12 protein-coding genes and 1 tRNA gene are annotated in these 12,206 nt (G+C 66.7%); 7 read left to right on the forward strand and 6 right to left on the reverse strand.

From position 1 onward, the window contains the following. Positions 1-95: 95 nt before the first annotated feature. The 4 genes from pepN to QRN21_RS14420 all read left to right on the forward strand — a co-directional run bounded on the left by pepN (position 96) and on the right by QRN21_RS14420 (position 5,896). Positions 96-2,648 (forward strand): aminopeptidase N, encoded by a 2,553-nt coding sequence (gene pepN, locus QRN21_RS14405; RefSeq protein WP_285364762.1) that lies wholly within the window; start codon positions 96-98, stop codon positions 2,646-2,648. 73 nt (positions 2,649-2,721) lie between these two features. After that, positions 2,722-3,795 carry a mechanosensitive ion channel family protein gene (locus tag QRN21_RS14410; protein ID WP_187249620.1) on the forward strand — a complete coding sequence of 358 codons (1,074 nt, stop codon included), beginning with the start codon at positions 2,722-2,724 and terminating at the stop codon, positions 3,793-3,795. Beyond that, complete coding sequence (locus QRN21_RS14415) at positions 3,750-4,241, forward strand: globin (protein ID WP_285364843.1); 492 nt, start codon at positions 3,750-3,752, stop codon at positions 4,239-4,241. Before QRN21_RS14410 ends, QRN21_RS14415 begins: the two co-directional genes overlap by 46 nt. Then, the gene (locus QRN21_RS14420) at positions 4,238-5,896 is read left to right on the forward strand and encodes an FAD-binding dehydrogenase (protein WP_285364764.1); all 1,659 of its coding nucleotides are present in this window, start codon (positions 4,238-4,240) and stop codon (positions 5,894-5,896) included. Before QRN21_RS14415 ends, QRN21_RS14420 begins: the two co-directional genes overlap by 4 nt. Positions 5,897-5,908: 12 nt before the next feature. Here QRN21_RS14420 and QRN21_RS14425 read toward each other — a convergent pair whose 3' ends face one another. Beyond that, the gene (locus QRN21_RS14425) at positions 5,909-6,574 is read right to left on the reverse strand and encodes a DUF8185 domain-containing protein (protein ID WP_285364766.1); all 666 of its coding nucleotides are present in this window, start codon (positions 6,572-6,574) and stop codon (positions 5,909-5,911) included. Positions 6,575-6,625: 51 nt separating this feature from the next. Here QRN21_RS14425 and QRN21_RS14430 point away from each other — a divergent pair, with 51 nt between their 5' ends. After that, complete coding sequence (locus QRN21_RS14430; protein WP_285364768.1) at positions 6,626-7,513, forward strand: acyl-CoA thioesterase; 888 nt, start codon at positions 6,626-6,628, stop codon at positions 7,511-7,513. 29 nt (positions 7,514-7,542) lie between these two features. Here QRN21_RS14430 and QRN21_RS14435 read toward each other — a convergent pair whose 3' ends face one another. The 4 genes from QRN21_RS14435 to QRN21_RS14450 form a co-directional block, all read right to left on the reverse strand. After that, entirely contained in the window at positions 7,543-8,031 is a 489-nt protein-coding gene (locus QRN21_RS14435; protein ID WP_285364770.1) for an acyl-CoA thioesterase, read from the reverse strand. Positions 8,032-8,038: 7 nt separating this feature from the next. After that, on the reverse strand, positions 8,039-9,718 hold the full coding sequence (gene ettA, locus QRN21_RS14440) for an energy-dependent translational throttle protein EttA (RefSeq protein WP_053096025.1): 1,680 nt from the start codon (positions 9,716-9,718) through the stop codon (positions 8,039-8,041). Positions 9,719-9,801: 83 nt separating this feature from the next. After that, on the reverse strand, positions 9,802-10,305 hold the full coding sequence (locus QRN21_RS14445) for a DUF6993 domain-containing protein (protein WP_072591251.1): 504 nt from the start codon (positions 10,303-10,305) through the stop codon (positions 9,802-9,804). Positions 10,306-10,386: 81 nt separating this feature from the next. Continuing rightward, complete coding sequence (locus tag QRN21_RS14450) at positions 10,387-10,932, reverse strand: single-stranded DNA-binding protein (RefSeq protein WP_053096024.1); 546 nt, start codon at positions 10,930-10,932, stop codon at positions 10,387-10,389. A 202-nt stretch (positions 10,933-11,134) separates the two neighbouring features. Between QRN21_RS14450 and QRN21_RS14455 the strand changes: the two genes are divergently transcribed. Then, positions 11,135-11,404, forward strand: coding sequence for a hypothetical protein (locus QRN21_RS14455; RefSeq protein WP_053096023.1), 270 nt, complete (start codon positions 11,135-11,137; stop codon positions 11,402-11,404). A gap of 24 nt (positions 11,405-11,428) precedes the next feature. On the opposite strand, the gene QRN21_RS14460 is transcribed toward QRN21_RS14455, so the two are convergent. Then, positions 11,429-11,504: transfer RNA gene (locus QRN21_RS14460), tRNA-Arg, on the reverse strand. 59 nt (positions 11,505-11,563) lie between these two features. On the opposite strand from QRN21_RS14460, the gene orn reads away from it, so the two are divergent. After that, positions 11,564-12,190 (forward strand): oligoribonuclease, encoded by a 627-nt coding sequence (gene orn / locus QRN21_RS14465; protein ID WP_053096022.1) that lies wholly within the window; start codon positions 11,564-11,566, stop codon positions 12,188-12,190. Positions 12,191-12,206 lie beyond the last annotated feature (16 nt).

A 12,206-nucleotide genomic window follows, 5' to 3' on the forward strand; every position in this document is an offset into this window, starting at 1 on the left:
GACAGGCCGCCGTGCTGGCGTAGGCTGTCATGGTTGCCGTGGGCGCCAACTGCGCTGGGTTGCGGCAGCATCCCCTCACCCCTGGGAGTACAGCTGTGCCTGGAGAGAACCTCACCCGCATCGAAGCGCAGGAGCGCCGCGACGTCATCGACACTCAGTCGTACGAAGTCTCGCTCGACCTGACGAAGGGTGCGGAGGTCTTCGGCTCCCGCAGCGTCGTTCGGTTCACCGCGACGCCGGAGAGCACCACCTTCATCGATCTGATCGCCCGCGACGTGCGCGAGATCTCGCTGAACGGCGAGCAGCTGGACCCCGACGAGGTCTTCGCCGACTCGCGCATCGCACTCGCCGGTCTGCAGGCCGAGAACGTTCTCGTGGTCGACGCGGACTGCCTCTACACGAACACCGGAGAGGGACTCCACCGGTTCGTCGATCCCGTGGACGGCGAGGTCTACCTCTACTCGCAGTTCGAGGTCCCCGACTCCCGACGCGTGTTCGCGGTGTTCGAGCAGCCCGACCTCAAGGCGACGTTCCAGTTCACGGTCACCGCACCGGCGTCGTGGAAGGTCGTCTCCAACTCCCCCACCCCCGAGCCCATCGTGCACGACGACCACTCGGTCGCCACCTGGGGCTTCGAGCCCACCCCGCGCATCTCCTCGTACATCACCGCGCTCGTCGCCGGGCCCTACGAAGCGACGTTCTCCGAGCTCACCAGCGCCTCGGGCCGGGTGATCCCGCTCGGCGTCTACGGACGCAAGAGCCTCTGGCAGCACCTCGACGCCGACTACATCTTCGACAAGACCCGCGAGGGATTCGCATACTTCGAGTCGAAGTTCGGCGTCCCCTACCCGTTCGCGAAGTACGACCAGCTCTTCGTCCCGGAGTTCAACGCCGGCGCCATGGAGAACGCGGGCGCGGTGACCTTCACCGAGACCTACGTCTTCCGCAGCAAGGTGACCGACGCCGTCAAGGAGCGTCGCGTCGTCACGATCCTGCATGAGCTCGCACACATGTGGTTCGGCGACCTCGTCACGATGAAGTGGTGGAACGACCTCTGGCTGAACGAATCGTTCGCCGAGTGGGCGTCGACGATCGCGACCGCCGAGGCCACCGAGTGGACCGAGGCATGGACCACGTTCAACGCGATGGAGAAGACCTGGGCCTACCGTCAGGATCAGCTTCCGTCCACCCACCCGATCGTGGCCGAGATCAACGATCTCGAAGACGTGCAGGTGAACTTCGATGGCATCACCTACGCCAAGGGCGGCTCGGTTCTCAAGCAGCTCGCCGCCTGGGTCGGCATCGAGGAGTTCTTCGCGGGTGTCTCGCAGTACTTCCAGAAGCACTCGTGGGGCAACACCGAGCTGAGCGATCTGCTCACTGAGCTCGAGGCCACCAGCGGTCGCGATCTGAGCACCTGGTCGAAGAAGTGGCTCGAGACCGCGGGCGTGAACACGCTCGAACCGGTGATCGCCGACGACGTCGACGGCACCATCACGCGGTTCGCCGTGACGCAGACTGCTCCCGCGGACTACCCCACCATCCGCCCTCACCGCCTCGGCATCGGCTTCTACGACCTCCAGGACGGCGCACTCGTGCGGTCGCACTATGCCGAGGTCGACGTCGACGGAGACCGCACCGAGGTCCCCGAGCTGCACGGCCTCAAGCGCCCCGACCTGGTGCTGCTCAACGATGACGATCTCGCCTACGCGAAGATCCGCCTCGATGACCGTTCCCTCGCCACGGCGATCGAGCACCTCGCAGACATCCGTGATCCCCTCGCACGCTCGCTCGTGTGGGGAGCGGCGTGGGATCAGACCCGCGACGCCGAGACCGCCGCATCCGATTACATCGATCTGGTGCTGGGGAACATCGACCGCGAGACGGAGTCGACCACGGTCCGTACGACCCTTGCGCAACTGCGCACGGCTGCGACGCTCTACGTCACGCCGGAGGACCGCCTGGCGGCCCGCCAGAAGGTCGCCGACGGTCTCTGGGCACTCGCAGAATCCGCCGAATCGGGCAGCGACAGCCAGCTCCAGTTCGTGACGGCCTTCGCGAACGCGCTCGTCACTCCCGAGCACGCCGGCATCGTGGGTCGACTGCGCTCCGGCGAGGAGACGCTTCCCGGTCTCGAGATCGACGCGGACCTCAGCTGGCAGCTCCTTGTTGGCCTCGCCACGATCGGAGCGACGGACGCAGCATCCATCGATGCCGCGCTGTCCTCGGACAACACCTCGAAGGGCGGCGAGTTCGCCGCGCAGGCCCGTGCCGCGCTGCCGGACTCCGCCTCGAAGAAGGCCGCGTGGGCCTCGCTGATCGATCGTGACGACGCTCCGAACACGGTCGTGCGTTCGGCCGCACTCGGGTTCGTCCACCCGGCGGGCGCCGAATCGCTCCGCGAGTTCGTTCCGGCGTACTTCGACATGCTCGTGCCGATCTGGGAGTCCCGCAGCTACCAGATCGCGCAGTACCTCATCGTCGGCCTGTTCCCCACCGCCATCGCGGATGTCGAACTGCGCGATGCGACTCGGGCCTGGCTGTCCGCGAATCAGGACGCCGCACCGGCACTCCGTCGCCTCGTGCTCGAGAACCTCGCAGACGTCGAGCGGTCGCTCGCCGCGCAGTCTCGCGACGCAGAGGACTGACCCGTCTCTCCCGATCAGGCCTCTGTGCGGTGCATCCAGCCCGCGCAGAGGCCTGATCGCTACTCTGGAGGGGATGATGCAGCCATTCGATACGAACCCTGACCCTGCAGAGACCCCACTCCCCGACTGGTGGATGGATGCTGTCACCGTGCTCCGGGACGTGGGCCTCCAAGCTCTCGGGGTCGTCGCGATCATCGGCGGCTGCATCCTGATCGGTCTGGTCCTCCGGGTGGTCATCCGACGCGTCGTGCACCGGATCGTCGACAGTGCGAAGAGCAAGGCAGACGTCGACGACACTCAGGCCCTCGAGCGATCTCCGCTCGCCGACATGCGCCTCGTGCAGCGGACGCGAACTCTCGGGACGATCCTGCAGAACATCGTCAATGTGATGCTCGTGGTGATCGCGATCGTGCTGGTGGTCAACCATCTGTCCCCCACCCTGCTCGGTTCCCTCACCCTGCTCACTGCGGCGGTCGGCGCGGGCCTCGGCTTCGGCGCTCAGAACATCGTCAAGGACGTGCTGAACGGCATGTTCATCGTCGCGGAGGATCAGATCGGCATCGGCGACGTCGTCGATCTCGGTCTCGCGTCAGGCGTCGTCGAGTACGTGAGTGTGCGCATCACCCAGGTCCGTGATGTGAACGGCACCCTCTGGTACGTCCGCAACGGCGAGGTGCTCCGCATCGGCAACATGTCCCAGGGTTGGGCGCGCGCGATCATCGACGTCGGTGTGCCCGTCGACTCGGACTTCGACAAGGCCGAGCAGACCATGTTGGACACCGCGCTGGCGCTGGCCAAGGATCCGAAGTGGCGAACTCGCATCGTCGAGAAGCCGGAGCTGTGGGGTCTCGAGTCGATCGACGGCGACGCCCTGGTCATCCGTCTCGTGATCAAGGCTCGCGCGAACGCCAAGGACGACGTGGCGCAGGAACTGCGCAAGCGTCTGCGGTCGGCCCTGCTCGAGAACGAGATCGCGCTCCCGAGCATGACGACGGTCGTGCCCACCGGTCTCGACGGTGCACGCCGGGTTCGGGGTGCGAATCCGCCCAAGACCCGTCCGAACGCGGTCACCGGCGTGCCTGTGATCCCGGACAGGGGAATCTGGCGACGCAAGAAGACGAACGACGACGGGAGCCCCCAGAAGTGACTTTCTACGACGAGGTCGGCGGTCGCGACACCTTCGCGAAGATCGTGTCGGTCTTCTACCGCGAGGTCGCACTCGATCCTGTCCTGAAGCCGATGTATCCCGAAGAGGATCTCGGCCCCGCCGAGGAACGCCTGCTCCTGTTCCTCGAGCAGTACTGGGGCGGCCCCACGACGTACGGCGAGACTCGTGGCCACCCCCGCCTCAGGATGCGCCACATGCCGTTCCACGTCGACCCCGACGCGCGTGACCGGTGGCTCCGGCACATGCGAACGGCCGTGGACGAGGCGCAGTTGTCGCCACTCCACGAATCGACGCTCTGGGACTACCTGGAACGAGCCGCGTATGCCATGGTGAACACATTCGAGCCGTCCGGCATCGGCGCACCCTCCGCCGGGCGTCCCACGCTCGAGACGCGATCACGTCAGGAATCAACGGAGAGCACATGACGACCACGCCCCTGTCTGCAGACGTACTGGTCATCGGATGGGGGCTTGCCGGGCTCGTCGCGGCGAGTGAGGCGTTGGATGCCGGGCGTCGCGTGATCCTCGTCGACCAGGAGCCGCGCACGAACCTCGGCGGGCAGGCATGGTGGTCGTTCGGCGGACTCTTCTTCATCGATTCGCCCGAGCAGCGACGGATGGGGATCCGGGATTCGCTCGCGCTGGCGACCCAGGACTGGTTCGGAACGGCCTCCTTCGACCGCCCGGAGGATCACTGGCCGCGCCGGTGGGCCGAGGCCTACCTCCAGTTCGCGGCCGGTGAGAAGCGCGCGTGGCTGCGCGAACGCGGCGTCGCGTTCTTCCCCGTGGTCGGATGGGCCGAGCGAGGCGGATACGGTGCACTCGGTCCGGGCAACTCGGTTCCGCGATTCCACATCACCTGGGGCACCGGGCCCGGTGTCGTGGCTCCGTTCGCCGCAGCAGTCGAACAGGGTGAGCGCGAGGGCCGGATCACGATCCTGCCCCGCCACCGGGTGACCGAACTCGTCACCACCGACGGAGCCGTCACCGGCGCACGGGGAACGATCCTGGAGTCGAGCCCCGCGCTTCGCGGCGTCGACTCGTCACGGTCCGCGATCGGCGACTTCGAGATCAGCGCCGGAGCGACGATCGTCTCCTCGGGCGGCATCGGCGGCAACCACGATCTCGTGCGTGCGGCATGGCCTGCGAGCCTCGGCGTGCCGCCCGAGCACATGCTGACGGGGGTGCCCGCGTACGTGGACGGATCGATGCACGCCGTCTCGGACGCGGCGGGGGCTCGCCTCGTGAACGGTGACCGGATGTGGCACTACGTCGAAGGCATCACGAACTGGGATCCGGTCTGGCCGTCCCACGGCATCCGCATCCTCCCCGGACCCTCGTCGCTGTGGCTCGATGCCACGGGGACGCGATTGCCTGTCCCCCTGTTTCCTGGCTTCGACACGCTGGGCACGCTCGCCCACCTCCGCCGCACCGGCTACGACCACTCGTGGTTCATCACCTCTCGTCAGATAGTCGAGAAGGAGTTCGCCCTCTCGGGAAGTGAGCAGAACCCCGACCTGACGGGCAAGGACGTCGGTCTGCTGGTGAAGTCCCGACTGGCGAAGGGACCGACCGGCCCGGTGCAGGCATTCCTCGACGAGGGTGAGGACTTCATCGTCGAGAACGATCTCGAGTCCCTGCTCGAGCAGATGAAGCGGCATCCCGGCGGCGAATCGCTCGACATCGACCACGTCCGACGGGAGGTCGTGGCGCGCGACCTGGAGATGGACAACGAGTTCTCGAAGGACGCCCAGATCGGCATGCTTCGCTCCATGCGCGGATACCGCGGCGACAGGCTGATCCGCACCGCCGCACCGCACCGGCTCCAGGATCCGGCAGCAGGTCCGCTCGTCGCTGTGAAACTGCACGTCCTCACGCGGAAGTCACTCGGCGGAATCAATACCGATCTCGACGGCCGCGCTCTCGGAGCCGACGGCGAACCGATCCCCGGCCTGTATGCCGCGGGCGAGGCGAGCGGCTTCGGCGGCGGCGGGATGCACGGCTACCGCGCACTCGAGGGCACGTTCCTCGGCGGATGTCTCTTCTCGGGTCGTCAGGCCGGGCGCGCTGCCGCGCGGTGAGCTCGTACGCGTCTACTGTGCGGAGCCCGTACCCCTGACGGCGGTCAGCCCTGAGGCGACGGGACCTCGGGAGAGGACGTGTCCGCGACGGAAGGCGAGCCGAGTCCATCGCCCCGATTGCATGACCGGAACGTCCTCCTCGCCGGAGATGAAGCCGAACGCGTCCGCCGCGAATGCCACTCCGCGCGGCAGACCGCCGAGATCGTCATCGGGCTCGCCCCAGATGGCCGCACGGAGGGCTCTGACCGCCTCCTCGCCCGCGCCCGGCGTCGCTCCACGAGCGACGGCGCTGATCCCCCACTGGGCACGTCGGGCGATCACGGATGCCGTCAGAGTCGACGTCGCCTGCCAGTGGCCGCGCGGCGGGGCGACCCCGGCCCACGCGGGTGAGAGCCCGGTCTCCGGCAGTGTCAGGGCGCGCTCGTCGTCCGTCGCTGTGAGCGCGGCGACGACGACGTCGCACTCGAGCTCGGGGTCCGCCTGGACGACTCGCATCGCCAGCACGGTCGGAGTCTGATCGAACAGGCCGTGGGGAGAGAGCGCGGCGCCCGTCAGCGCGAGGACTCCCCTCGCTGCCTGCAGCCGAACCCCTTCATCGGAGATGCGGGTCGCTCGTCCGAGGAAGGTCAGAACGTCCTTCGCGGTCTCGGCGTCTGCGAGAAGAAGCTGGTGGGGCACACCCTCTAAACTAGCAACGCCAGAAGCATCCGCAGTCGCGGGAAGGAAGTCATGACCGCCGACGCCCACGCGATCCGCACCGTCGAACAACTCCTCGACGTGCTCGATCTCGACTCGACGCAGGCACGCACCACCGAGGACATCTTCACCGGTTCGTCGCATCCGATGCCGTCCGGACGGATCTACGGTGGCCAGGTGCTCGCGCAGAGCCTGCTCGCCGCGGAGCGCACGCTTCCGGAGGATCGGGCCGTCCACTCCATGCACGGCTACTTCCTGCGGCCGGGCGACGCGAGTCAGGGAATCACGATCGCTGTGGATCGCATCCACGACGGGCGATCCTTCTCGACTCGCCGATCACAGGCCTATCAGAACGGCGTACCGATCTTCTCGATGATCGCGTCCTTCCAGGACGAGGATCCGGGACTCGAGCATGCCGTCCCCATGCCCGCCGATGTCCCCGGTCCCGACTCCTTGCTCCCCGATGAGCAGCGCGTCGACGGTCTGCCGTCCGGCGTCGTGCGGATGCTCAGTGATCGCGCGGCCGACGTGCGCCATATCGACTCGCCTCTGTTTCTGCCGAGCGCAGACGACCGCGTCCCTCGACAGGGTGTGTGGATGCGCATGAAGGCGCCGCTTCCCGATGACCAGCGCATCCACAGGGCGGCTCTCGCATACCTGAGCGACATGACGATCCAGGAATCGATCCTCCGGGCCCATGGCGTCTATTGGGGCCTGCCCGGGCTCAAGGTGGCGAGCCTGGACCACGCGATGTGGTGGCACCGTCCCGCACGTGTCGACGAGTGGTTGCTCTATCTGCAGGAGTCTCCGAACGCGCGCGGCGGCCGTGGACTCGCCCAGGGACGCATCTACACGCAGTCGGGCGACCTCGTCGCCTCGGTCGCGCAGGAGATCATGGTCAGGGTGCCCGCACCGGCGTGATCCGGCCGGCGCCGACGAGTCAGCTCACCTCACCGGTGGGCGTACTCGATGGACGGTCCGACGTACGGTTCCCAGGCCTCGCGCATCTCCTGCGTAAGCCGCGTGGGTCGTCCGGTCTTCGCATCGACGAGCACGATGATGGCGGTGGAGCGCGCATAGATCGTACGAGGTTCCGCCGTCGGGTCGTTGTGCACCTCGTAGCAGACCTCGACGCTGGAGCCGCCGAGCTTGCCGAACCACATCTGCACTTCGAGCGGGCGCCGTTGATACGGCACCGGTGCGAGATACTCGATCTCCTGACGAGCGATGAGCGTCAGCGTTCCCTCGTCGATGCCTGAGTCGAGCACAGCGGTGGATGGCGCCTGCTCACCGGGACCCGCACGCCAGAACGCGCGTACGCGCGCCTCCTCGAGGAGCTTCAGCATCGAGGTGTTGTTGACGTGATTGAATGCGTCCAGATCCCCCCAGCGGAGGTGGCTCGGGATGTGCAGCCGGGATCCCGGTGTCAGGTCGGACATCGGGCGGTCAGTCGCGCGTGAGCTTGCGGTGCGTCGAGCGGTGCGGCTTCGCCGCGTCTGCACCGAGGCGCTGGATCTTGTTCTCCTCGTACGCCTCGAAGTTGCCCTCGAACCAGTACCACTGGTCGGGCTTCTCGTCGGTACCCTCGTACGCGAGGATGTGCGTCGCGATGCGGTCGAGGAACCACCGGTCGTGGGTGATCACGACTGCGCAGCCGGGGAATTCGAGCAGCGCGTTCTCGAGGGAGCTCAGCGTCTCGACGTCGAGGTCGTTGGTGGGCTCGTCGAGCAGCAGCAGGTTGCCGCCCTCCTTCAGAGTGAGGGCCAGGTTCAGTCGGTTGCGCTCACCACCGGAGAGCACACCGGCCTTCTTCTGCTGGTCCGGCCCCTTGAAGCCGAACTTCGAGACGTACGCGCGCGAGGGGATCTCCGTCTTGCCCACGGTGATGAAGTCGAGCCCGTCGGAGACGACCTCCCACAGCGTCTTGTCCGGGTCGATGTTCGACCGGGACTGGTCGACGTAGCTGATCTTGACCGTCTCACCGATCTTGAGATCGCCCGCGTCGAGCGGCTCGAGGCCGACGATCGTCTTGAACAGCGTCGTCTTACCCACACCGTTCGGGCCGATCACGCCGACGATGCCGTTCGGCGGAAGGCTGAAGCTGAGGCCGTCGATGAGCGAACGCCCGTCGAACCCCTTCTTCAGGTTCTTCGCGTCGATGACGACACTCCCGAGTCGGGGACCCGCCGGGATCGTGATCTCCTCGAAGTCCAGCTTCCTGGTCCGCTCTGCCTCGGTCGCCATCTCCTCGTACCGCGCGAGACGTGCCTTGGACTTGGTCTGACGGCCCTTCGCGCTCGACCGCACCCACTCGAGCTCCTCCTTGAGGCGCTTGGCGAGCTTGGCGTCCTTCTTGCCCTGGATCTCGAGGCGTTCGCCCTTCTTCTCCAGATAGGTCGAGTAGTTGCCCTCGTACCCGATGAGCCGACCACGGTCGACCTCGGCGATCCACTCGGCGACGTGGTCGAGGAAGTACCGGTCGTGGGTGATCGCGATCACCGCGCCCTTGTACGCCTGCAGGTGCTGTTCGAGCCAGAGCACGCTCTCGGCGTCCAGGTGGTTGGTGGGCTCGTCGAGCAGCAGAAGATCGGGCTTCTGGAGCAGGAGCTTCGCCAGCGCGACTCGGCGCTTCTCTCCACCGGAGAGAGGCGCGATGGCGGCATCGGCCGGCGGCGTGCGGAGGGCGTCCATCGCCTGCTCGAGCTGCGAGTCGAGGTCCCAGCCATCGGCTGCATCGATCTCTTCCTGCAGTGTGCCCATCTCGGCCAAAAGCGAGTCGAAGTCCGCATCCGGGTCGGCCATCAGCATCGAGATCTCGTTGAAGCGGTCGACCTTCGCCTTGATGGCGATGCCGTCCTGGATGTTCTCGATGACGGTCTTGCTCTCGTCGAGCTCGGGCTCCTGCATCAGGATCCCGACGGAGAAGCCGGGAGACAGCTTCGCCTCGCCGTTGGACGGCGTGTCCATGCCGGCCATGATCTTGAGGATCGTCGACTTGCCGGCGCCGTTCGGACCCACCATGCCGATCTTGGCACCGGGGAGGAATGCCATGGTGACGTCATCGAGGATGAGCTTGTCGCCCACCGCCTTGCGCGCACGAACCATCGAGTAGATGTACTCAGCCACCGAAAACCGCTCCTTCTGTTGGCGTCGAAGATCGACACTCCAGCCTACCGGCGATCGCAGGGCTCGCTACCGGAGCCGCCGTATCACCAGTCGATTGCCCGCGTCGCACCGACGAGACAGCGCCCCTCTGCGAGCTGGGGCATCACGACGGCGACGGGCTCGCCGGTCGACGGTCCCACCTGGCCGACGAGGCACTCCGCGTCGCCCCAACGCACCGCGAACTGCAGGCTCTCGACCGGGTTTCCGACCGTCGTGACGTCTGCGGTCACCTGCATGGCGGCCTTGTCGAAGCCGGCCGCCGTCAGGGCATCGATATACGCGCGGCCGGAAACCCTCTGCTCGGATGCCCATACGCCGTCGGTCACGGCTGCGAAGAGCGGCAGGTTGTCCTCCGCACTGCCGTCCGCCACGAACACGGGACCTGCCGGAGATGCCGACGGCCCCGGCGACGCAGCGGCGTCGGTCGGACCCGGTGCCGGTGCGGGCGAGGCTGTCGGACCGCACGCCGTCAGCAGCAGCACCAGAGTCGTGCCGATGCCGACTGCGATCGCTGAACGCGGTGCGGAGGAGTCCGGTCGTCGAAGCACGAACCGAGTCTACGGGCGTCCTCCTCCGCACGCGTCCGGCTCACCACGATCGAGTGCGTCGGACGCAGTCCTCACCCGCCCTCAGGACGCACCGGACCCTGAGGGGAACGAACCCACGAGGTCGCTGCCTGATCCCGCAGGCTCGGCGTCGTTCGCGGCCCACGACGTGTCGATGTCCTTCATCTCATCGCTCGAGCCCAGGCTCCCCGCGTCGTCGCTGACCGCATCCGACGGCGCCGCGCCACCTCGCGGAGGCGCGTCGACGGTCGATCTGGAACTACGGCGATACGCGGTCGTGCCCCAGCGGAGGTCGTGGCCGATCGCATCCGCGTCGATGTCGACGCTGGTCCCCTGCTTGCCGTTGTTCTCCCAGGCGCGGATCTTCATCCTCCCGGTGACGATCACGCTGTCGCCCGCCCGCAGCGAGGCCTTGGCATGCTCTCCCAACTGGCGAAAAGCCGCGACCGAATACCAGTTCGTGACCACGTCGATCCAGGTCCGCGTCGATTCGTCGAACCGCCTGTGAGTGCTGGCGAGTCGGAAGTTCGTGACAGGGATCCCGCTGGTCGTGCGCCCCTGGGTGGGATCGGTCGCAACGTTTCCCACGATCGTCACTGTGTCGTACATGTTCGCTCCTCTGTGCCCGGAACGTGCGTCCGGCTCGCTACAGAGTGCGCTCCGGCGGGGCTTCCTGCGCACGCGGAACACCAGATCCTGAACAACCAGAATCGACGTCCGCATGTGCAGAAGAACTGCGCTTGCCGCCGCATCATGCCACCCGCGCAATGTCGGTGGTCGGTCATACGTTCGAATCAGGAAAGGAGATTCGATGTCCGCCACCCTGATCACGTCCGTCCCCGAGGTTCCCCACGCGACGCCGCGGCTGTCGGCGAAGAAGGAGCACCTTGTGCGCGCCTCAGCCCATCTCTGGCGGGTGCAGGACGCGAAGGACCGGGTCCTCGGGCATCTGCGCCTCGTCCCGGATCCCCTCGGGGTCAGGTATCGGGCGGAACGCCTCCACCTCGCCACGTCGTCTTTCCGACTCGTCGGAGACTTCTGGAGCGCAGACGATGCGGTGGCCGCGCTGCGGAACGGATGAGCCTCCGCACACGTGCCCAGGCGATGGTGCCCCCGGCAGGATTCGAACCTGCGACCAAGAGATTAGAAGGCTCCTGCTCTATCCCCTGAGCTACGGAGGCGCACAGAACTACCGTACCGCGCCCGACTCGGATGTCGGAGCCGTCGATAGGATGGCGACATGGTATCTGCCTCAGAGAACGACCGCCTCGTCTGGATCGACTGTGAGATGACCGGTCTCGATCTCTCCGTCGACGAGCTCGTCGAGATCGCCGTCGTCATCACTGATTTCGAACTGCGTCCGGTCGATCCCGGCTTCCAGATCGTGATCCGCCCGAGCGACGCAGCACTCGAGAACATGAACGACTTCGTGACGAAGATGCACGAGTCCTCCGGGCTGATCACAGAGATCCCGCATGGCGTCTCGCTGGCCGAGGCCGAGGAGCAGACCCTCGCCTACATCAAGCGGTTCGTCCCCCTCGAACGCAAGGCTCCGCTCGCAGGCAACACCATCGGCACCGACCGCATGTTCCTGGCCAAGTACATGAGCCAGGTGGACCAGTGGCTGCACTACCGCAACGTCGACGTCTCCAGCATCAAGGAGTTGTCGCGGCGGTGGTACCCGCGGGTGTTCTTCCAGGCGCCGGCGAAGGACGGCGGACACCGCGCCCTCGCGGACATCCTCGAGTCGATCCGCGAGCTGCGGTACTACCGTGAGGCGGTCTTCGTCGACGAGCCCGGACCGTCGAGTGACGACGCTCGCGACATCGCCACTCGCACGGTGTCAGAGTTCACCCCGAACATGTAATAGACTCGTCTGGTTG

Source organism: Microbacterium sp. LMC-P-041, assembly GCF_030209555.1.
Lineage (GTDB): Bacteria > Actinomycetota > Actinomycetes > Actinomycetales > Microbacteriaceae > Microbacterium.

Bases quoted from the DNA above. Each gene is read 5' to 3' on its own strand.
- QRN21_RS14410 (WP_187249620.1), top strand. From the start codon at position 2,722: ATGATGCAGCCATTCGATACGAACCCTGACCCTGCAGAGACCCCACTC.
- QRN21_RS14420 (WP_285364764.1), top strand. From the start codon at position 4,238: ATGACGACCACGCCCCTGTCTGCAGACGTACTGGTCATCGGATGGGGG.
- QRN21_RS14430 (WP_285364768.1), top strand. From the start codon at position 6,626: ATGACCGCCGACGCCCACGCGATCCGCACCGTCGAACAACTCCTCGAC.
- QRN21_RS14435 (WP_285364770.1), bottom strand. From the start codon at position 8,031: ATGTCCGACCTGACACCGGGATCCCGGCTGCACATCCCGAGCCACCTC.
- QRN21_RS14450 (WP_053096024.1), bottom strand. From the start codon at position 10,932: ATGTACGACACAGTGACGATCGTGGGAAACGTTGCGACCGATCCCACC.
- QRN21_RS14455 (WP_053096023.1), top strand. From the start codon at position 11,135: ATGTCCGCCACCCTGATCACGTCCGTCCCCGAGGTTCCCCACGCGACG.
- orn (WP_053096022.1), top strand. From the start codon at position 11,564: ATGGTATCTGCCTCAGAGAACGACCGCCTCGTCTGGATCGACTGTGAG.